Below are 18,853 nucleotides of genomic sequence, written 5' to 3' on the forward strand. Positions count from 1 at the left end.
CGCCGTCAGCGCAGAGTCACTGTGAAAACAGGCGCGGCAGCACCGATTCGGACGTCTGGCGCAGTTCGGCCAGCGGAACCGTGAACAGGCCCTGCACCTCGACGGCGTCAACGGCCTGATCGGCGACGCCGATGCGGACGGCGGGCAGCCCGCGCGCCTCGCACATCGCGCGGAACCGGCTCTCCTCGGTGCGCGGCACCGCCACCAGCACGCGGCCCGCCGACTCCGAGAACAGCATCACGAACGGGTCGGCGTTTTCGGGAAGCACGATGCGGCAACCGGTTTCGCCGGCCAGCGCCGCTTCGATTACGGCTTGGGCCAGGCCGCCCTCGGACAAGTCGTGCGCGGCGGACACCAGCCCGTCGCGCGACGCGGAGGTCAGCACGTCGGCCAGCAGCTTCTCGCGCGCGAGGTCGACGGCGGGCGGCAGCCCGCCCAGGTGGTCGGCGGTCACCTGCGCCCAGACGGAGCCGTCGAACTCGTCGCGCGTATCGCCCAGCAGGATCAGGGTTTCCCCGGGTTCGGTGCCGAAGGACGTGCGGAGACATCGGCTCACGTCCTCTATGACACCGAGCACCCCGACCACCGGCGTGGGCATGATCGCCGTCGACCCGGTCTGGTTGTAGAAGCTCACGTTGCCGCCGGTGACCGGAATGCCAAGGGCCGCACAGCCATCGGCGAGGCCGCGCACCGCCTGGGAGAACTGCCACATCACCCCGGGGTCTTCGGGGGACCCGAAGTTGAGGCAGTTGGTCACCGCGACCGGCGTGGCGCCGGTGACGGCGACGTTGCGGTACGCCTCGGCCAGGGCGAGCTGGGCGCCGGCGTAGGGGTCCAGCTGGGTGTAGCGCCCGGACGCGTCGGTCGACACCGCGATGCCGCGGCCGGTGCACTCGTCGACGCGCAGCACGCCGCCGTCGGCGTGCTCGGCCAGCACGGTGTTGCCGCGCACGTAGCGGTCGTACTGCTCGGTGATGAACGCGCGGCTGCACAGATGCGGACTGCCAAGCAGCGCAAGTAAAGTCGCGCGCAGCTCATCGCCGGTTGCCGGCCGCGGCAGGCTCGTCGAGCGGTCGGCGTTCAGGGCGTCCTGCGAGTCGGGGCGCACGACCGGGCGCTGGTACACCGGTCCCTCGTGGGCCACGGTGCGCGGCGGCACGTCGACGACCGTCTCGCCGCGCCAGGCGATCCGCAGCCGGTCGCCGTCGGTGACCTCGCCGATCACGGTGGCCAGCACCTCCCACTTGCGGCACACCGCCATGAAGGCGTCGACGTTCTCCGGCGCGACCACCGCGCACATGCGCTCCTGCGACTCGCTGCACAGCACCTCGGCGGGCGTCATCTCGGTGGTCCGCAGCGGAACGGCGTCGAGCTGGATCGCCATCCCCCCGTCGCCGGCCGACGCCAATTCGGAAGTTGCACAGGCCAATCCGGCCCCGCCGAGATCCTGAATGCCGATCACCAGCCCGCCCGCGTACAGGTCCAGGCAGCATTCGATGAGCACCTTCTCCATGAAGGGGTCGCCCACCTGCACCGAGGGCAGCTTCTTGCGCGAGTTCTCCTCGTCGAACGTGTCCGACGCCAGCACCGACACCCCGCCGATGCCGTCAAGGCCGGTGCGCGCGCCGAACAGGATGATCTTGTTGCCCACGCCCGAGGCGAACGCCAGATGCAGGTCCTCCTGGCGCAATACGCCCACGCACATCGCGTTGACCAATGGGTTGCCTGCGTAGCAGGCGTCGAAGACGGTCTCGCCGCCGATGTTGGGCAGGCCCAGCGAGTTCCCGTAGCCGCCGATGCCGCGCACCACGCCGTCGACCACCCGGCGGGTGTCGGGCGCGTCGGCGGCGCCGAAGCGGAGCTGGTCCATCACCGCGACCGGCCGCGCGCCCATCGCCATGATGTCGCGGACGATGCCACCGACGCCGGTGGCCGCGCCCTGGTAGGGCTCGACGTAGGACGGATGGTTGTGCGACTCCACCTTGAACGTGACGGCCCAGCCGTCGCCGATGTCGACCACGCCGGCGTTCTCGCCGATGCCGGCCAGCATGCCGGCGCGCATCTCGTCGGAGGTGGTCTCACCGAAGTAGCGCAGGTGCACCTTCGACGATTTGTAGGAACAGTGCTCGCTCCACATCACCGAGTACATGGCCAGCTCGGTGTCGGTGGGCCTCCGGCCCAGAATCTCGCGGATGCGCTGGTATTCGTCGTCTTTGAGGCCCAGTTCGGAAAACGGTTGCGGCTGGTCGGGCGTGGTGGCGGCGTGCTCGACGGTGTCAGTCACGCCCACAGTCTAGGGTCGCCCCGCCGGCTATTGACCGACCACGCAGAATGCGTTGCCCTCGGGGTCGGTCAGCACGACCCAGCGGAAGTTGTCGCCGACCCGGTGCCGTTCGACCTCGGTGGCTCCGGCGGCCGTCAGGCGAGACACTTCGGCGTCCACATCCGCGGCGCTGAAATCGAGGTGCACGCGATTCTTTCCGGGCGTCGGATCGGGCACCTTCTGGAATCCGAGGCGGGGGCCTTCGGCCGGTGCCACGGCGAAGAATTCGCCGGCCAGCAGCTCGTGCGTGGTGCCCTCGAATTGCTCCGCCCACCACCCGGCGAGCGTTGCCGGGTCGGTGCTGTCGAACGTGATCATCTCCACCTTGAGCGCCATGACCGGATCGTAGGTCAGTGCGGCGAAAGAAACGCTTGCAGCGCAGCGGAATAGGCGGCCACATCGTGTGCGCCCATCAGCTCGCGCGCGGAGTGCATCGCGAGCTGGGCGGCACCGACGTCGACGGTCGGGATGCCGGTGCGCGCCGACGCCAGCGGCCCGATGGTCGAACCGCACGGCAGGTCGGCGCGGTGCTCGTAGCGCTGCAGTCCGACGCCGGCCTGGCGACAGGCCAGCTCGAAGGCCGCCGCGGTGCGTCCGTCGGTGGCGTACCGCAGGTTCGGGTGCACCTTGAGCACCGGCCCGGCGTTGGCCGCGATCAGATGGCCGGGCTCGTGCCGCTCCGGGTAATTGGGGTGGGTGGCATGCGCCATGTCGGCCGAGGCCAGCATGGACGCGGGCAGCCGGCGCAGGAAGTCTTCCCGGTTGCCGCCGGCGGCGAGCACGACGCGCTCCAGGACGGTGCCCAGCAGGTCGGACTGCGCGCCGTGGTCGGACGACGAGCCGACTTCCTCGTGATCGAAGAGCACCAGCACCGGTTGAAAGCCCCGGGGTTCGGCATCCAGCAGTGCCTCCATCCCGGCGTAGCAGCTGGCCTGGTTGTCCAGCCGGGGGGCGCTCAACAAATCGGTGTCGGCGCCCAGCACCGTGGACGGGGTCAGGTCGTGCGTCATCAGGTCGGCGGCCAGCACGTCGGCCGCGGCCACCCCGGCCCGCGCGGCGACGTAGTCCACGAACGAAAGCGGTTGGTCGGCAACGCCCCAGACCGCGTTGACGTGTCGCTGCGGGTCCAGGGTCACCGACTTGCGGTCCTCGGCCAGGTGGATTGCGAGCTGGGGCACCCGCAGGATGGGCTCGTCGATGCGGACCAGCCGGTGGCCGACCCCGGCGCCGTCCCGGACCGACAGCCGCCCGCTGATCCCCAGGTCCCGGTCCAGCCAGGAGTTGAGCCACGCTCCCCCGTACGGCTCCAGCGCCACCACGCGCCACCCGGCGACCAGCCGGTCCGGATGCTGCTTGACCCGCAGGTTGGGGCTGTCGGTGTGCGCGCCGACGATGCGGAACGGGCCGTCGGCTCCGGCGGAGTTCCACGCGACCAGCGAGCCGGCCCGCACGGTGAAGTAGCGGCCCGCCCGCCCCGGCCAGCGGTCGGCTTCCGCGAGTTCGGCGTAGCCGGCCTCGACAAGCCGGGCGCCCACCGTGGCGCAGACGTGAAACGGCGACGGAGACGCGTCGATGAAATCGCAGAGGCCTGCGGCGCTGGCCGGCATGCTGAACATCATCGCTGTTCCGGACGGCGGGGTTAACGATAGGGTCGGCAGAGTGCCGCCAGTGCAGCCCCAACCCATCCTCGCGCCGTTGACCCCGGCCGCGATCTTCCTGGTGCTGACCATCGACGACGGCGGCGAGGAGACCGTGCGCGACGCGCTTCAGGACGTGTCCGGGCTGGCGCGCGCGATCGGATTCCGCGAACCGCCCAAGCGGTTGTCGGTGATCGCCTCCATCGGTTCCGACGCGTGGGATCGCCTGTTTTCCGGACCGCGGCCCGCCGAGCTGCATCCGTTCATCCCGCTGCACGGCCCGCGGCACACCGCGCCGGCCACACCCGGGGACCTGTTGTTCCACATCCGCGCCGAGACCCTTGACGTCTGTTTCGAATTGGCCGACCGCATCCTGCGCGCGATGGCGGGCGCGGTCACCGTGGTCGACGAGGTGCACGGCTTTCGTTACTTCGACAATCGCGACCTGCTGGGCTTCGTCGACGGGACCGAAAACCCCGACGGCCCACTGGCGGTCAGCTCCACCGCCGTCGGCGACGAGGACCCCGACTTCGCGGGCTCGTGCTATGTGCACGTGCAGAAGTACGTGCACGACATGTCGGCGTGGAATGCGCTGCCGGTCACCGAACAGGAACGGGCGTTCGGCCGAACCAAGCTCGACGACATCGAATTCGACGACGACGTCAAGCCGGCCAACGCCCACATCGCGCTCAACGTCATCACCGACGACGACGGCACCGAGCTCAAGATCGTGCGGCACAACATGCCCTTCGGCGAGCTGGGCAAGGCCGAGTACGGCACCTACTTCATCGGGTACTCGCGGACGCCGCGGGTCACCGAACGGATGCTGCAGAACATGTTCCTCGGCGACCCGCCCGGCAACACCGACCGGATCCTGGACTTCTCCACCGCGGTCACCGGCGGGCTGTTCTTCTCCCCCACCGTCGACTTCCTCGACGACCCACCGCCCCTGCCCGCGCCACCCGTGACGGCGCAGCAAGACGCCCCCGCACCCGACGATGGCTCACTCGCGATCGGCAGCCTGAAAGGAACCCTCCGATGAACAACCTCTACCGCGACCTGGCACCGATCACCGAAGTCGCCTGGGCGGAAATCGAATTGGAGGCCACCCGGACCTTCAAGCGCCATATCGCCGGGCGGCGCGTCGTCGACGTCAGCGAGCCCGGGGGCCCGGTCGCCGCGTCGGTCAGCACCGGCCGGCTCGTCGACGTCGAAGCGCCCACCGACGGTGTGGTGGCCCACCTGCGGGCTAGCAAACCCCTGGTCCGGCTGCGCGTGCCGTTCACGTTGTCCCGCACCGAGATCGACGACGTCGAGCGTGGTTCGAACGACTCCGACTGGGACCCGGTCAAGGTCGCGGCCAAGAAGCTGGCGTTCGTCGAGGACCGCACGATCTTCGAGGGCTATGCCGCCGCGTCGATCGAGGGCATCCGCAGCTGCAGCTCCAACCCGCCGCTGACCCTGCCCGAGGATCCGCGCGACATGCCCGACGCCATCTCGCACGCGCTGACCGGCCTGCGGCTGGCCGGCGTCGACGGTCCTTACTCGGTGCTGCTGTCCGCGGAGACCTACACCAAGGTCAGCGAGACCACCGCACACGGATATCCCATCCGCGAGCACCTGAACCGCTTGGTCGACGGCGACATCATCTGGGCGCCGGCCATCGACGGCGCCTTCGTGCTGACCACCCGCGGCGGAGACTTCGATTTGCAGCTGGGCACCGACGTCGCGATCGGCTACCTCAGCCACGACGCCGAGACCGTACAGCTGTACATGCAGGAGACGCTGACGTTTTTGTGCTACACCGCCGAGGCGTCGGTCTGCCTGGCCCCGTAAGAAGGGTCGGCCGGTCAGAGGTCCAGCACGAGGTCGCTGCGCGGCACGGCCGAGCAGATCAGCACTTCGCCCTCGCCGGGCTTTTCCAGCGGCGATTGCACGTAGGTCGCCGCCCCGGCGACGACGCCCGTGACGCACACGTGACAGACCCCGCTGCGGCACGCGAAACGGGTTGGCACGTCGCACGCTTCGGCGAGGTCGAGGATGCTGCGGTAGTCCGGCGACCAGTTGACCGTCAGCCCGCTGCGCGCGAACGTGATCGGCGGCCCGGTACCCGGCGTCGGCCCGGGCGGGTGCGGCGGCCTGCGCGGACCCATGTCGACCACGCCCGGGTTGATCGCCGGCAGGGCACCGAACAATTCACTGTGTATGCGCGCGGGGTCGAGGCCGCCGGCGGTGAGGAAGTCGCGGGCGTCGACCATGAATTGCGTTGGGCCGCAGAGGTAGACGGTGGCATCGATGGGCAGGCCCAGCGACGCGATCGACTCCCGGTTGAGGCGGCCCTCGGTCTCGGTGTAGAACACCCGACGCCGCGCGTGCGGCAGTGACGCGACGAGGGAGTCGACTTCGCTTGCGAAGGTCTCGGTTTCGCGATTGCGCGTGGTGTGCAACCACCAGATGTCGCGACCGCTGCCGGAATCGGACAGCGCGTGCAGCATCGCCAGCACGGGGGTGACCCCGATCCCCGCCGATAACAGCACCACCGGATTGCCGTCCCCGCTGAGGCAGAAGTCGCCGCGCGGCGCGGCGGCCTCGAGCACCGACCCCACCCGGACGTGGGCGTGCAGCCAGCGGCTCACCACGCCGCGGTCCTCGCGCTTGACGCTGATTCGGTAGACGCCCGCGCCGGGGTCACCCGAAAGGGAGTAGCTGCGCAAGGGTGCCGGTTCGCCGGCCCGGGGAACCCGCACCGGGAGGTACTGGCCGGGAAGGGGCGGGGGCAGGGCGGTGTGATCCGCGGACTCGAGGGTGATCGAGAGCACCGACGCACTTTCCCGGCGGGTCTGGGTGACGCGCAACCGGCAAAATCCATTCCAAGCGGCGGTAATTGGCGGTGCGACGCCCTCGGCCAGCAGGTCACGGAAGGACTGCTGCCAACCGGGGCTGAGCGCCGGGACGTCGACGGCCTTGCGGAGTTGCCCCGCGTCACGGCCTGACAGATACAACAGCGCGTCGACGTCGGCAACGCTGAGTTCGTGCCGGCCGCGACGGGTCCGCACGATGTCGTCGCCGGCGCGGACGTGGCCCTCGGTGATGACCCGGAAGTAGAACCCCGGGCGACGGTGGGCGACAAGCAGGTTGGGCATCTCGGGCTCGTCGAGGCGCCAGCCGACCCGAAAGCAGGTGACACGTGGTTGGGTGACTTCGAATTCGGCCTTCCCGATCCGGTAGCGATCACCGATGCAGACGTCGTCATCGCCCAGTCCGGTGACGGTGAAGTTTTCGCCGAAGTGGCCGGGTTCCAGGTCGTCGCGCCCCAGGTAGGTCTTCCAGTACTCGTACGACTCCCGCTGGTAGACCATGACGGCGCGCTGTTCGCCGCCGTGGCCGGCCAAGTCACCCTGCCCGTCCCCGTCGAAGTTGTTGCGGCGCACCATAACCGGCCCCGCGACCGGCGTCTTCCATATCCCGGTGCGGATGGTTTTTTCCCGCCAACGCACGTCCTTGGGCAGGCCCACATTGACCGAAACCAGCCTGCCCACCCGCGTCACCTCGCTCGGCACAAATTGGGATATCTGACCCAGAATATGTCAACCCGACTTGGCCGGCAACAGATCTGCTGTTGCGCGCGGCCCGTTCGGGTGCATACTGGGTCAGACAACCCAGAACCGCGCGGATCGCCGATGTGCGCAAGGGCCCAGGAGGTACGTCATGCCGGCAGTCCACCATCGATACGCCACCGTCGACGGCCATCGGCTGTTCTTCCGGGAGGCCGGCGATCCCGAAGCCTCATCACTGGTGCTGCTGCACGGGTTTCCCACCAGCTCTTACATGTTTCGCAACCTGATACCGGCACTGGCCGACCGTTACCACGTGATCGCGCCCGACCATCTGGGCTTCGGGCTGTCCGACGCGCCACCCGTCGAGGAGTTCGACTACACCTTCGACGCGCTCACCGACCTGACCGCGGGCCTGCTGGGCACGCTGGGGCTCGACCGGTACGCCGTTTACGTCCAGGACTACGGCGCCCCGATCGGCTGGCGGCTGGCCCTGCACGACCCCGACGCCATCACCGCGATCGTCACCCAGAACGGCAACGGCTACGACGCGGGATTCGTCGAGAGCTTCTGGAAGGTGGTGTGGGCCTACCAGCGCGAGCAGACCGCCGACACCGAGGCCGCGGTGCGCCAATTCCTCACGCTGGACGCCACCCGATGGCAATACGTCACCGGCGTCGCCGACGAGACCCTTGTCGACCCGGAAGCCTGGCAGCACGACTACGCGCTGATCTCCCGCCCGGGCAACGACAAGGTGCAGCTAAAGCTCCTGCGCGACTACGCCACCAACGCGCCGCTGTATCCCCGCCTGCACGAATACTTTCGCGCCCGCCGCGTGCCGCTGCTGGCGGCGTGGGGCCGCGGCGACGAGATATTCGGTCCGGCCGGCGCCGAGGCGTTCGCCGACGACCTGCCCGACGCCGAGATCCATCTGCTCGACGGCGGCCACTTCCTGCTCGAGTCGGCACTGGACGACGTCACCGGGTTGGTCCGCGACTTCCTCGACAAGGTGCTCGTGCCCGCCTGACCGGGCCGCGCGGCACGGGCATTGGGTTGAATATCCCAGAGTTCGGCGGCGCGCGGGTTAGCCTGACGCAATGGCCCATCCCGATGTTCTGGACGAACAACGGTTGACCGCCAAGGGGCGCGCCACCCGCGACCGGATCGTGGCCGCGGCCGCCCAGCTGATCGTCACGGAGGGCCTGTCCGCGTCGAACCTGGAGCGGGTGCGCAAGGCGGCGTCGGCCAGCGGATCCCAGCTGGCCCATTATTTCGCCGACAAGAGCGCGCTGATCCGCGCGGTGATCCGCCGTCAGATCGGCGTGGTGCTCGACTTTCACCGCCAGCCCAGGCTCGGGGGCCTGAGTTCGTTCGACGACTTCGAGCGCTGGATCGAGCTCAACATGCGCTACCTCAGGCGCATCGGGTACGTCGGCACGCCCACCTACCACGCCCTCGCCGCGCAGCTGGCGAAGTCCGACGACGCGACGCGCGAGACGCTGGCGGCGGGCTATTGGGAGTGGATTTCCCTGCTGCAGCAGGCGATTCAGCGCATGAAAGACGACGGCGTCGTGGTCGCGGATGCCGACCCGCGGCGATTGGCGATGGTCATCGTGAGCGCGCACCAGGGGGGCGGCACCTTGGCCTTCACCTATCGGACGCAGTGGCCGCACGCCGACGCCGTGCGTTTCGCGGTCAACTATCTGCGCACGTTCGCCGCCGATCCCGCCGAGCGGGCGCCGCGGCCGGCCCGTCGCGCCCGCGGCCGGGGCGGGACAGCGCAGCGCGCACCGTGACAGACGACGGTGCCACGCGGTTCACCCGTAAGGGTCTGGCGACGCGGGCGCGGATCGTCGAGGTCGCCGCGCGCCTCATGTTCGAGCGGGGCGTCGCCAGCACCAGCCTCGACCAAGTGCGTCGGGCGGCCGGCGTGGGCGGTTCGCAGATCTCCCACTACTTCCGCGACAAACGCGACCTGACCCGTCACGTCGTGGCCGCCCGCCGCGGCGACGTGCAGGCCTTCCACACCCGGCCGGCGTTCGGCGCCCTCGACAGCATCGCCGACCTGCAGGCGTGGGCCGATGCCTGCGTGGCCGACACGGACGCCGTCTACCGCGTGGGTGGTTGCGTGTACGGCTCGCTGGCCGGCGAGCTGATCGACGCCGACGACGAGATTCACGACGACCTCTCCGCCGGCTACGACCTCTGGATCGGACTTTTCCAGGCCGGACTCGCCGCCATGCGGCGCCGCGGCGAGCTGCGGCCCGACGCCGACCCACGCCACCTGGCCGCGTCCCTGGTCGCCGCCCATCAGGGCGGTGCGCTGATTACGTTCGCCACCGGGGACCCCGAACCGCTGCGGGCGGCCGTCAACGCGGCCGTCGACTACGTCCGCGCCTTTGCGGCGGCCCCCGCGCCCCGGGCAGGCCGATCCGCCCGTCGCCGCCGCGACGAGTCCTGACGAGCCCTGGACAGACTGGGTTGAGTAGCCCATAATAGTGGGCTAGTTGGCCCATTCACCTGGCCGCGGGCGGCGCGCGTAATCGCAGGGCGACACAAGCGGGGAAGAGGCGGTAATTGTCCATGACTGATTCACTTCAGCTGCCCAGCGCGCCGGCGGTGGTACGGGAACAACCCGGGGGCGAAACCATGCGCGCGATCGTCCTGACGGGCTTCGGCGGCCTGGACAGCCTCGTCTACACCGACATCCCGAAGCCGCTGCCCCGCGACGGCGAAGTGGTGATCGAGGTCAAGGGATTCGGACTCAATCACGCCGAGCTGCACATGCGGCGCGGCGAGTGGGCCGAAGCCGCCGAAGTCAGCGGCATCGAATGCGTCGGCATCGTCGACTCGTGCCCGGGAGGCGAATTCCCGGTCGGCGCCAAGGTGGCGGCGCTCATGGGCGGCCTGGGGCGCACCATCAACGGCAGCTACGCCGAATACACGCGCGTACGCGCGGCGAACGTCGCGCTCATCGAGTCCGACCTGCCATGGTCGCAGTTGGCGGCGCTGCCCGAAACCTACGCGGTCGCGTGGACATGCCTGTTCCGCAACCTCGGCCTGAAAGCCGGCCAGACCCTGGTGCTGCGTGGCGCCACATCGTCGTTCGGGCAGGCCGCGCTCAAGATGGCCGTCGCCGCGGGCGCGCACGTCATCGCCACCGCGCGTAGCCGGGGCCGGTTCGCCATGCTCGAGGGGCTCGGCGCGGCACGCGTCGAGGTCGAGCGGCGCGACCTGGCCGGCCACCTGCCCGAATCCAAACGCGTCGACGCGGTCCTGGACCTCGTCGGCAACAGCACCATCCTGGACTCCCTGGACATGCTGCGCCGCGGCGGCACGGCCTGCCTGGCGGGCTGGCTGGGTGGGCTCGACCCCATCGGCGATTTCAACCCGCTGCTGCGCATGGCCTCCGGCGTGAACTGGAACTTCTTCGGCAGCTTCGTGTTTGGCGCCGAGGGGTTCCCACTGTCCGACGTGCCCCTGCAAGACATCGCGCGCCAGGTCGCCGAGGGCAAGCTCGAGGCAAAACCGTCCCGCGTGTTCACGTTCGACCAGATCCACGAGGCGCACCGGGTGATGGAGGCCGGAGACGCCGGAGGCAAGATGGTCGTCGTACTGGAATAGGGCTGGTCGCGAACGGGTTTCGGACGAGAGGACACGACGATGGGGCTGGTCGCAACGGGTGCGTAGATTGATGCGGATGAGGTCGTTCATCACCATCGCCGCGTTCGTGTCGGCGGCCGTCGTCGCGCTGTGGTGGCCCGTGGCGGCGATGGTGCTGATCTGCCTCTGCCTGGTCTGGTACCTGCGGCCGGGCATCCCCGCGGCCACGAACGCGGCGCCGTAGCCATGGCTGCGCCGTCGGTGCTCGTCTTCGACGTGAACGAGACGCTGCTCGATCTCGAGTCGCTGGCGCCGCTTTTCGGCATGTTGTTCGGTGACGAGCGGGTGCTGCGGGAATGGTTCGCGCAACTGATCCTGTACTCGATGACCATCACCCTGGCGGGAAGCTACGTGGACTTCCCCACACTCGCCCGGGGCACGCTGCGCATGCTCGGCGACGTCTACCACGTCGGCGTGACCGACGACGACGTGCAGCGCCTGACAACCGGCCTGCTCACGATGCCGGCGCATCCGGATGTTGCCGACGGGCTGACCGCCCTGCGCGACGACGGCTTCCGCCTCGTCACCCTGACGAACTCGCCGCCCAACCCGAACGGGCCTACGGCGCTGCAGAATTCGGGGCTGGCCCGCTTCTTCGAACAACAGTTGAGCGTCGATGCCCGTCGCGCCTTCAAGCCGGCCCCGGCGGTGTACCGGTACGTGTGCGAAACCCTCGAGGTGGCGCCCGCCGAATGCATGATGGTGGCCGCGCACGCCTGGGACACCCTCGGCGCGCAGCATGTCGGCTTCAGCTCGGCCCTCATCACCCGGCCGGGCAACCCACCGCTGCCGGTTGACGGGCTGCCGCAACCGCAGATCATCGTGCGCGACCTGCGCGAGCTGGCCGAGCGCCTCGTCGCTAGCAGCAGAGACGACTGACGGGAGCATCATGGCGACCTCGGACGGATTCCATCCCGACTTCGGCGACAGCGCAACGGGAGTCGCGCGCAGCCGCGTGCATCACGTCAGGGCGTCGGACATCAGTTCCGACACCGCGCAATCCGAGGGCCTGCGGCGCTTCGCCGCGCTCACCGGCACCTCGGTTGGCGCCGAGAAGCTGTGGATGGGTGAGACGCACGCGTCCCCGGCCACCGTCTCGTCGAACCATCATCACGGCGAATCGGAGACCGCGATCTATGTGCGCAGCGGCCATCCGGAGTTCGTCTTCCATGACGGCGCCGGCGAGGTGCGCATCGCGGCCGCCCCCGGCGACTACGTCTTCATCCCGCCGTACCTGCCGCACCGCGAAGAAAACCCCGACCCGAGCTGCACCGCGGAGGTCGTGATCGCCCGCAGCACCCAGGAGGCCATCGTGGTCAATCTGCCGGGGCTGTATCCGCTGGGCGCCCCGTAGGTCGCTCAGCCAATTCTCACCAACTTCTTTGCTCGCGGCTAGCTTGGCTCCAAGCATCCGCAAAGCCGTCGGGGCCAGCATCGATGGCATGACGAGTCAGGCGCTCTGCGCGAACCTGGTCGAACGCTATCTGCGCACCCGCGGCAGCCGATATTTCCGGGGCCAGCACGATGGCGAATTCTTCTACGTCGCCAACACCCGCCCGCGGCGCCTGCACGTCCACCTCGAGGTCTGCCCGACGCACGGCGACGTGTTGATGGTCCGGGTGGCCCCCGCGTGTTTCTTTCCCGCCACCACCCGCCCCTGGCTGATGCACTTCGCCGACGCGTGGAACCGGCAGGACCGCGAGGTGATCGCGATCGTGCACGGCTCCTCCGACCCCCAGCGCATCGGCGTAGTGGCGCGGCGATCGCAGTGGATCCGCGGCAACCTGAAGAACTTCGAGGGCTTCGCGTCCTTCGTCGACGCCGTCATCGCCGACGCGATCGAGCTGTTCGGTCAGCTGGATCCCGCCGTCGAGTTACCGTCGGCGCCGCAGCCGCTGGTGTGCGACGCCGGCTGAGGGCCCCGGACGACTAGTGGACGGGGTGGGGCTCGCCGAGCTCGGCCCTGAGCACACCCCACGGGTCGGCGTAGCGTCCGGGCCGATTCCGGTAAGCCGCACGGCGTTTGAAAAATTGCCGAGCGATCGGGGAGATCACTCGCATCGGATGTCGCTGCCACCCGGCGGCCGCGCGCATCTCGGCGAGCATGTCGGGCCAGCGATGGTGCTGGAAGCGTAGAGCCTGCTGGGCGCGGCCGGTGTCCATCCAGTCGGTGACGAACCAGTCGTCGTCGCTGTCCGGGTCGCCCGGGCGCCCCGCCGGCAAGACGTCGACCAGGCCCCGCGCCGCGGCCAGCGCTTTCCCGACCTCCCCCTGCCGCAGCAGATGGGATTCGTCACCGCCGATCAACAGGATCTCCCCGGCGACATCGGCGGTCACCGCCGCGGCGAACGCGAGCGCGGCGTCGCGGACGTCGATCGTGTGGATCCGCCCGTCGGTCGGGAGCGCGCTTTCCAGCAACGGCGCGTCCATGCTCAGCGGCATCGCGCTGAGATCGACGCTCATGACGCCCGCCAGCCGGAGGATCACCCATTCCAGACCGGAGGCCCGGACGCGCTCCTCGACCTCGGCCTTGTGCGCGCCGTAGAGGTCCACCGGTCGCAGCGGGGTGTCGGCGCGCAACAGCTCGGGGTGGCGGTGCGGGTTGCGGGAGCCGTGCACGGCGTTGCTCGACGCCTGGACGAACCGCACCGGGTGCGGGCACGCCGCCGCGGCGCGCAGCAGCGCCACCGTCGCGTCGACGTTGACGCGACGGGCCAGGTCCGGATGGCGATAGATGGCCGGCGGGATGACCGCCGCGAGGTGGATGATCACCGTCGGCGACGCGTCTGCGACGAGACGGTCGACCTCGCCGGGGTCGGTCAGGTCCGCCCAGCGCGCCCGCGCCCCGGCCGGCAGCGACCTCGCCGCCTTGCGCTGGCCGCGGGTGCCCAGGTCGGTGGCGACCACGTCGTGCCCGTCGGCGACCAGCCGGCGCACGGTCTGCGAGCCGACCAGCCCGAAACCCCCTGTGACAAGAACTCGTTCGGACATTTCCTCCCCCGCGGCATGGCCCCCCAGCAAACGGATATGACATTCTCCAAAATGGAGAGTATCATATGTCAAAGGGTGCTGAGGTTTGAGGCAGGCGTCATATCGGCAACCAATAGCGAATGCCAGGAACACGACAGCGGGGAACCATGCAGGGCAGCACAGTCGAGGCGGCCGACAATCACGAGACCGCCAAATGGGATCCGGCCTTCACCGAACAGGTCGCCAACGCCGTCGGGCCCGTCATCAAGCGGTGGTATCGCGCCGAGGTGCGCAACATCGAGAACGTTCCGGCGGCGGGTGGGGCGCTCGTGGTTTCCAACCACTCCGGTGGCATGTTGACGCCGGACGTGTTGATCTTCTCGCCGGCCTTCTACCGGCGGTTCGGCTACGACCGGCCCGTGTACACCCTGGGCCACTACGGCCTGTTCATGGGTCCGCTGGACGGGTGGCTGCGCCGCCTCGGGGTCATCGAGGCCAGCCGGGAGAACGCCGCGGCCGCCTTGCATTCCGGCGCGGTGGTGCTGGTGTTTCCGGGCGGCGACTACGACTCCTACCGGCCCACCTTCGAGGCGAACGCCATCGACTTCAACGGCCGCACCGGCTACGTCAGGACCGCGATCGAGGCGGGGGTGCCGATCGTGCCCACCGTGTCCATCGGCGCTCAGGAGACCCAGTTGTTCTTGACCCGCGGCAACTGGCTGGCCCGCAAGCTGGGGCTGACCAAGGCCCGGATGGACATCCTGCCGGTCAGCTTCGGCTTCCCGTTCGGGCTGAGCGTGATCTTCCCGCCCAACCTGCCGCTGCCGGCCAAGATCGTCACCGAGGTGCTCGAACCGATAGACGTCACCGCCCGCTTCGGCGACGACCCCGACGTCGACGAGGTCGACGCTCACGTGCGCGCGGTGATGACGGCCGCGCTCAAGCGCTTGGCAAGCCAGCGCCGCCTGCCGATCCTGGGCTGACTCGAGCGCGGCGAGGCTGAATTGTGAAGCGGCTCAACGGTATGGACGCGATGCTGCTCTACAGCGAGACGCCCAACCTGCACACCCACACGTTGAAGGTCGCCGTGATCGACCCGTCCGGTTTCGACGGCGAGTTCGGCTTCGACACGTTCTGCCACCACGTGCGGCGCCGGCTGCATCTGCTGGAACCGTTGCGCTACCGGCTCGTCGACATCCCCTGGAAGCTGCACCACCCGATGTGGCAGGAGGACTGCGAGATCGACCTCGACTACCACCTGCACCGGGTGCGGGTGCCCGCGCCGGGCGGCCGCCGCGAGCTCGACGGCCTCATCGGCGAGGTGGCCTCCACGCCGCTGGACCGGCGGCGCCCGCTGTGGGAATTCCACTTCGCCGAGGGGCTGGCCGGGGGCCGGTTCGCGCTGATCGGCAAGGTTCACCACGCGCTCGCCGACGGTGTCGCGTCGGTGAACCTGCTGGCGCGCGCGATGGATCTCAAGGACGGGGCGACCGACGAGCGCGACAACGACGAGTACGGCATCACACCCTCGACGGCCCACCTGCTGCGCGCCGCCGCGCGCGACCATGTGCGCCAAATCGCCGCGCTGCCGGGCCTGGCCAGGGACGCGGCCGTCGGCCTGACGCGGGTGCGCCGCCGCTCCCGCGAACGCGGGGATCACCCCGACCTGGCCGACGCCTTCGATGCTCCGCCGACGTTTCTCAACCACGTCGTGTCGCCCCGGCGGCGGTTCGCCAGCGCCTCACTGCCGCTGGCCGACGTCAAGGCGACCGCCAAGGCGTTGGGCGTCACGATGAACGACCTGGTGCTGGCGACGGCTGCCGGCGGGTTGCGCGCGCTGTTGCTGGCCTACGACGGCGTGGCCGACCGGCCGATCATCGCGTCCGTGCCGACCGCCACCGACAAGTCGGACCGGATCACCGGCAACAACATCAGCGGGCTGTCCATTTCGCTGCCCGTCCACGTCGCCGACCCGGCCGAACGGGTACGCCTGGTCTCGCTGGCCACCCGAATCGCCAAGGAGGACCACGAGATTCTCGGCCCGCGGCTCTACGAGCGGATGATGGCCTACCTGCCGACCGCGGTCGCCCCGGCGGCGTTTCGGTGGCTGGCCTGCCGCGAGGGGCCGAACAAGATGATGAACGTCGCGGTGTCCAGCGTGGCCGGCCCGCGCGAGCGCGGCCACTTCGGGGGCGCGGCGGTCAGCGAGATCTACTCTACCGGCGTGCTTTCGCCGGGCGCGCCCGTCAACATCACCGTGTGGAGCTACGTCGACCAGCTGGGCATCGCGGTGCTCACCGACGACCGGACGTTCCACGACCCGCACGACGCGACCGACGCACTCACCGCGGCGTTCGACGAGTTACGCAGTGCGGCAGGGATTCCCGCTCACGCGGCCAGCACGGCGTCCAGCGCCGAATAGAACAGCCCCAGGCCGTCGTCGGAGGGACCGGTCAGCGCCTCGATGGCGTGCTCGGGATGCGGCATCAGCCCGACAACGCGGCCGTTGGCCGAGCTGATGCCGGCGATGTCGCGCTGCGACCCGTTGGGGTTGTCGTGGTAGCGGAAAACCACCCGGCCCTCGCCCTCGAGTTCGTCGAGCACGCTGTCGGGCGCGACGTAGCGGCCCTCGCCGGATTTCAGCGGCACCAGCAGATCGGCGTCGGGGTCGAAGCGCGACGTCCATGCCGTCGACGTGGACGCCACGCGCAGCCACACGTCGCGGCAGATGAAGTGCAGACCCGAGTTGCGGGTCAGCGCCCCAGGCAGCAGCCCGGCTTCGCAGATGACCTGAAAGCCGTTGCAAATTCCCAACACCGGCATGCCGCGCCGCGCGGCGTCGACCACCTCGGCCATCACCGGGGCGAACCTGGCGATCGCCCCCGCGCGCAGGTAGTCACCGTAGGAAAAGCCGCCGGGCACCACCACGGCGTCGACCCCCTTGAGGTCGGCGTCGGCATGCCACAGGGCGACCGCCTCGGCGCCGACGAACCGCGCCGCGCGGGCAGCATCCACGTCGTCCAGCGTGCCGGGAAAGGTGATGACGCCGATCCGCGCCGTCACTGTGCCTCCCGGGTGATCGTCCAGTTTTCGATCACGGTGTTGGCCAGCAGCGATTCCGCTATCTCGGCGAGCGTGGAGTCGTCGATCGTGTCGTCGACCTCCAGCTCAAACCTTTTGCCCTGCCGGACATCTGAGATCCCCGGGTGGCCGAGCCGACCCAGCGCGCCGACAATGGCCTGGCCCTGCGGGTCGAGAATCTCCGCTTTGGGCATCACATGAACGACGACCCGGCTCACCGGCGCTCCTCCTCAGCTGTGTTTCGGGGCTAACTGTACCGGCGCGCGTGGATCACGGGCACGAGGCGATGTAGGCGTCACACAGGGGGGCCGTCATTGCGTTGAGCACCGGGTCGTCGGGCATCGACGGCCAGGGCACCTGCGGCGGGGCGGACGACCACAGGGTGAGCGCGCTGATCGTGCTGCTCGCGGTGTGGGCCACCAGGTAGGTGTGCGCGACGACGGGACCGCTGATCACCGCGGCCATCCGGCTGGGCTCGTCGGTGGTGAGCGAGGGCGACTGCGCCGGTACCTGCTGCTGGCAGGCGCGCAGCGCGGCGACGGCGGCCCGGAACACCGAGGCCGCGGTCGCGCCGCCGCGGGCCGTGTCGCCGCGCCAATGCAGGATCTGGGCCTGCAACTGCCACTGGCCGTCCGGGTGGGTGATCGTCACCCGCGCCGCCACCGCCGAGTCGCGGGGGTCCTGCGGCGCCGCCGGTGTGGCGCACAGGTCCTCGAACCGAAACCTCGGCGTTCCGGTGCCCGTCAGCGGGACGGCCGAACCCGCGAGCGCGGGCCAGGCGTAGGCGGAGTCCAGCGGCACCGCGCGCGGCCGGATCCATGCGGTGTTGGGGATCTGGTCGCACACGGCCGGGCAGGTCTCGGGCTCGGCGTACGCGGGCACCATGACGGCGAATGACACGGCGAAGCCGCCGACAACCAGCATCGTCGCCAGGATCACGCGCATCGGCACCACTCCTTCAGGGCACAATCGTAGACATGCAATTGACGCACTTCGGCCACTCCTGCCTACTCGCCGAGTTCGACAACACCCGGGTGCTTTTTGATCCCGGTTCCTTCGCCCACGGTTTCGAGGGGATCACCGGGCTCTCGGCCATCCTCGTCACCCACCAGCATCCCGACCACGTCGACGTCGGGCGGCTGCCGTCGCTGCTCGAGGGCAACCCGGACGCGGCGCTGTACGCCGATCCGCAGACCACGGCCCAGCTGGGCGACCCCTGCCGCGCGGTGCACGTCGGCGACGAGTTGCAGATCGGCGCGCTGACGGTGCGGGCCGTCGGGGGCCGGCACGCCGTGATCCACCCGGAAATCCCTGTGATAGAGAACATTTCGTATGTGGTCGGCGATGGCGGCCACCCGGCTCGATTGATGCATCCCGGCGACGCGCTCTTCGTGCCCGACGAGCCGGTGGACGTGTTGGCCACGCCGGCGGCGGCCCCGTGGATGAGTGTCGCCGAGGCGGTCGATTATTTGCGCGCGGTGGCGCCCGCCCGAGCGGTGCCCATTCACCAGGGCATCATCGCCCCGGACGCGCGGGGCATCTACTACGGCCGGCTCTCCGAGATGACCAGCACCGACTTCCAGGTGCTCCCGGAGGAAAGCGCGGTCACCTTCTAGCCGCTCGCG

General features: G+C 69.6%; 20 protein-coding genes and 1 pseudogene. 13 read left to right on the plus strand and 8 right to left on the minus strand.

The window, feature by feature from the left end:
- Nucleotides 1–16 precede the first annotated feature (16 nt).
- From purL to AC5Y43_RS10155, 3 genes are read right to left on the minus strand one after another with little or no spacing between them, the layout of a single operon-like run.
- Nucleotides 17–2,284 carry a phosphoribosylformylglycinamidine synthase subunit PurL gene (gene purL / locus AC5Y43_RS10145; RefSeq protein ID WP_499971974.1) on the minus strand — a complete coding sequence of 756 codons (2,268 nt, stop codon included), beginning with the start codon at nucleotides 2,282–2,284 and terminating at the stop codon, nucleotides 17–19.
- Between the two features lie 27 nt (nucleotides 2,285–2,311).
- Nucleotides 2,312–2,659 carry a VOC family protein gene (locus AC5Y43_RS10150; protein ID WP_499971975.1) on the minus strand — a complete coding sequence of 116 codons (348 nt, stop codon included), beginning with the start codon at nucleotides 2,657–2,659 and terminating at the stop codon, nucleotides 2,312–2,314.
- 14 nt (nucleotides 2,660–2,673) lie between these two features.
- A complete protein-coding gene (locus AC5Y43_RS10155) occupies nucleotides 2,674–3,930 on the minus strand; it encodes a M18 family aminopeptidase (protein WP_499971977.1) in 1,257 nt (418 codons plus the stop codon).
- Between AC5Y43_RS10155 and AC5Y43_RS10160 the strand changes: the two genes are divergently transcribed.
- On the plus strand, nucleotides 3,929–5,002 hold the full coding sequence (locus tag AC5Y43_RS10160) for a Dyp-type peroxidase (protein ID WP_499972224.1): 1,074 nt from the start codon (nucleotides 3,929–3,931) through the stop codon (nucleotides 5,000–5,002). The genes AC5Y43_RS10155 and AC5Y43_RS10160 overlap by 2 nt on opposite strands.
- The gene (locus AC5Y43_RS10165; protein WP_499971979.1) at nucleotides 4,999–5,796 is read left to right on the plus strand and encodes a family 1 encapsulin nanocompartment shell protein; all 798 of its coding nucleotides are present in this window, start codon (nucleotides 4,999–5,001) and stop codon (nucleotides 5,794–5,796) included. The genes AC5Y43_RS10160 and AC5Y43_RS10165 overlap by 4 nt, the downstream gene beginning before the upstream one ends.
- Before the next feature lie 14 nt (nucleotides 5,797–5,810).
- Here AC5Y43_RS10165 and AC5Y43_RS10170 read toward each other — a convergent pair whose 3' ends face one another.
- A complete protein-coding gene (locus tag AC5Y43_RS10170; protein WP_499971981.1) occupies nucleotides 5,811–7,499 on the minus strand; it encodes an MOSC domain-containing protein in 1,689 nt (562 codons plus the stop codon).
- 169 nt (nucleotides 7,500–7,668) lie between these two features.
- Here AC5Y43_RS10170 and AC5Y43_RS10175 point away from each other — a divergent pair, with 169 nt between their 5' ends.
- The 8 genes from AC5Y43_RS10175 (at nucleotide 7,669) to AC5Y43_RS10210 (ending at nucleotide 13,093) form a co-directional block, all read left to right on the plus strand.
- Nucleotides 7,669–8,541, plus strand: a complete 873-nt coding sequence (locus tag AC5Y43_RS10175) for an alpha/beta fold hydrolase (protein ID WP_499971983.1) — start codon at nucleotides 7,669–7,671, stop codon at nucleotides 8,539–8,541.
- A 70-nt stretch (nucleotides 8,542–8,611) separates the two neighbouring features.
- Complete coding sequence (locus AC5Y43_RS10180) at nucleotides 8,612–9,310, plus strand: TetR/AcrR family transcriptional regulator (RefSeq protein WP_499971985.1); 699 nt, start codon at nucleotides 8,612–8,614, stop codon at nucleotides 9,308–9,310.
- Nucleotides 9,307–9,975 carry a TetR/AcrR family transcriptional regulator gene (locus tag AC5Y43_RS10185; protein ID WP_499971986.1) on the plus strand — a complete coding sequence of 223 codons (669 nt, stop codon included), beginning with the start codon at nucleotides 9,307–9,309 and terminating at the stop codon, nucleotides 9,973–9,975. The genes AC5Y43_RS10180 and AC5Y43_RS10185 overlap by 4 nt, the downstream gene beginning before the upstream one ends.
- A 116-nt stretch (nucleotides 9,976–10,091) precedes the next feature.
- Nucleotides 10,092–11,138: a zinc-binding alcohol dehydrogenase family protein gene (locus AC5Y43_RS10190; RefSeq protein WP_499971988.1), complete on the plus strand. Its 1,047-nt coding sequence runs from the start codon at nucleotides 10,092–10,094 to the stop codon at nucleotides 11,136–11,138.
- Nucleotides 11,139–11,214: 76 nt separating this feature from the next.
- Nucleotides 11,215–11,361: a hypothetical protein gene (locus AC5Y43_RS10195; protein WP_499971990.1), complete on the plus strand. Its 147-nt coding sequence runs from the start codon at nucleotides 11,215–11,217 to the stop codon at nucleotides 11,359–11,361.
- A 2-nt stretch (nucleotides 11,362–11,363) separates the two neighbouring features.
- Nucleotides 11,364–12,056, plus strand: a complete 693-nt coding sequence (locus AC5Y43_RS10200; protein WP_499971992.1) for a haloacid dehalogenase type II — start codon at nucleotides 11,364–11,366, stop codon at nucleotides 12,054–12,056.
- Between the two features lie 10 nt (nucleotides 12,057–12,066).
- A complete protein-coding gene (locus AC5Y43_RS10205; RefSeq protein ID WP_499971994.1) occupies nucleotides 12,067–12,531 on the plus strand; it encodes a cupin domain-containing protein in 465 nt (154 codons plus the stop codon).
- Nucleotides 12,532–12,619: 88 nt separating this feature from the next.
- On the plus strand, nucleotides 12,620–13,093 hold the full coding sequence (locus AC5Y43_RS10210) for a hypothetical protein (RefSeq protein WP_499971996.1): 474 nt from the start codon (nucleotides 12,620–12,622) through the stop codon (nucleotides 13,091–13,093).
- 13 nt (nucleotides 13,094–13,106) lie between these two features.
- Here AC5Y43_RS10210 and AC5Y43_RS10215 read toward each other — a convergent pair whose 3' ends face one another.
- Entirely contained in the window at nucleotides 13,107–14,168 is a 1,062-nt protein-coding gene (locus tag AC5Y43_RS10215) for an NAD-dependent epimerase/dehydratase family protein (RefSeq protein ID WP_499971998.1), read from the minus strand.
- 146 nt (nucleotides 14,169–14,314) lie between these two features.
- Here AC5Y43_RS10215 and AC5Y43_RS10220 point away from each other — a divergent pair, with 146 nt between their 5' ends.
- Both AC5Y43_RS10220 and AC5Y43_RS10225 read left to right on the plus strand, forming a co-directional pair.
- Nucleotides 14,315–15,130, plus strand: a complete 816-nt coding sequence (locus tag AC5Y43_RS10220; protein ID WP_499972225.1) for a lysophospholipid acyltransferase family protein — start codon at nucleotides 14,315–14,317, stop codon at nucleotides 15,128–15,130.
- 23 nt (nucleotides 15,131–15,153) lie between these two features.
- Nucleotides 15,154–16,569, plus strand: a complete 1,416-nt coding sequence (locus AC5Y43_RS10225; protein ID WP_499972000.1) for a WS/DGAT/MGAT family O-acyltransferase — start codon at nucleotides 15,154–15,156, stop codon at nucleotides 16,567–16,569.
- Here AC5Y43_RS10225 and purQ read toward each other — a convergent pair.
- The 3 genes and pseudogenes from purQ to AC5Y43_RS10240 form a co-directional block, all read right to left on the minus strand.
- The gene (gene purQ, locus AC5Y43_RS10230) at nucleotides 16,536–17,210 is read right to left on the minus strand and encodes a phosphoribosylformylglycinamidine synthase subunit PurQ (RefSeq protein ID WP_499972003.1); all 675 of its coding nucleotides are present in this window, start codon (nucleotides 17,208–17,210) and stop codon (nucleotides 16,536–16,538) included. The two genes, AC5Y43_RS10225 and purQ, sit on opposite strands and share 34 nt — an antisense overlap.
- Nucleotides 17,207–17,446 (minus strand): phosphoribosylformylglycinamidine synthase subunit PurS, encoded by a 240-nt coding sequence (gene purS / locus AC5Y43_RS10235; RefSeq protein WP_499972005.1) that lies wholly within the window; start codon nucleotides 17,444–17,446, stop codon nucleotides 17,207–17,209. The genes purQ and purS overlap by 4 nt, the downstream gene beginning before the upstream one ends.
- A 52-nt stretch (nucleotides 17,447–17,498) precedes the next feature.
- A pseudogene (locus AC5Y43_RS10240) lies at nucleotides 17,499–18,229 on the minus strand (ATPase).
- Here AC5Y43_RS10240 and AC5Y43_RS10245 point away from each other — a divergent pair.
- The gene (locus tag AC5Y43_RS10245; protein ID WP_499972007.1) at nucleotides 18,206–18,844 is read left to right on the plus strand and encodes an MBL fold metallo-hydrolase; all 639 of its coding nucleotides are present in this window, start codon (nucleotides 18,206–18,208) and stop codon (nucleotides 18,842–18,844) included. The pseudogene AC5Y43_RS10240 and the gene AC5Y43_RS10245 overlap by 24 nt on opposite strands.
- The last annotated feature ends 9 nt before the right edge of the window (nucleotides 18,845–18,853 follow it).

Source organism: Mycobacterium sp. NGS57, from assembly GCF_059812405.1.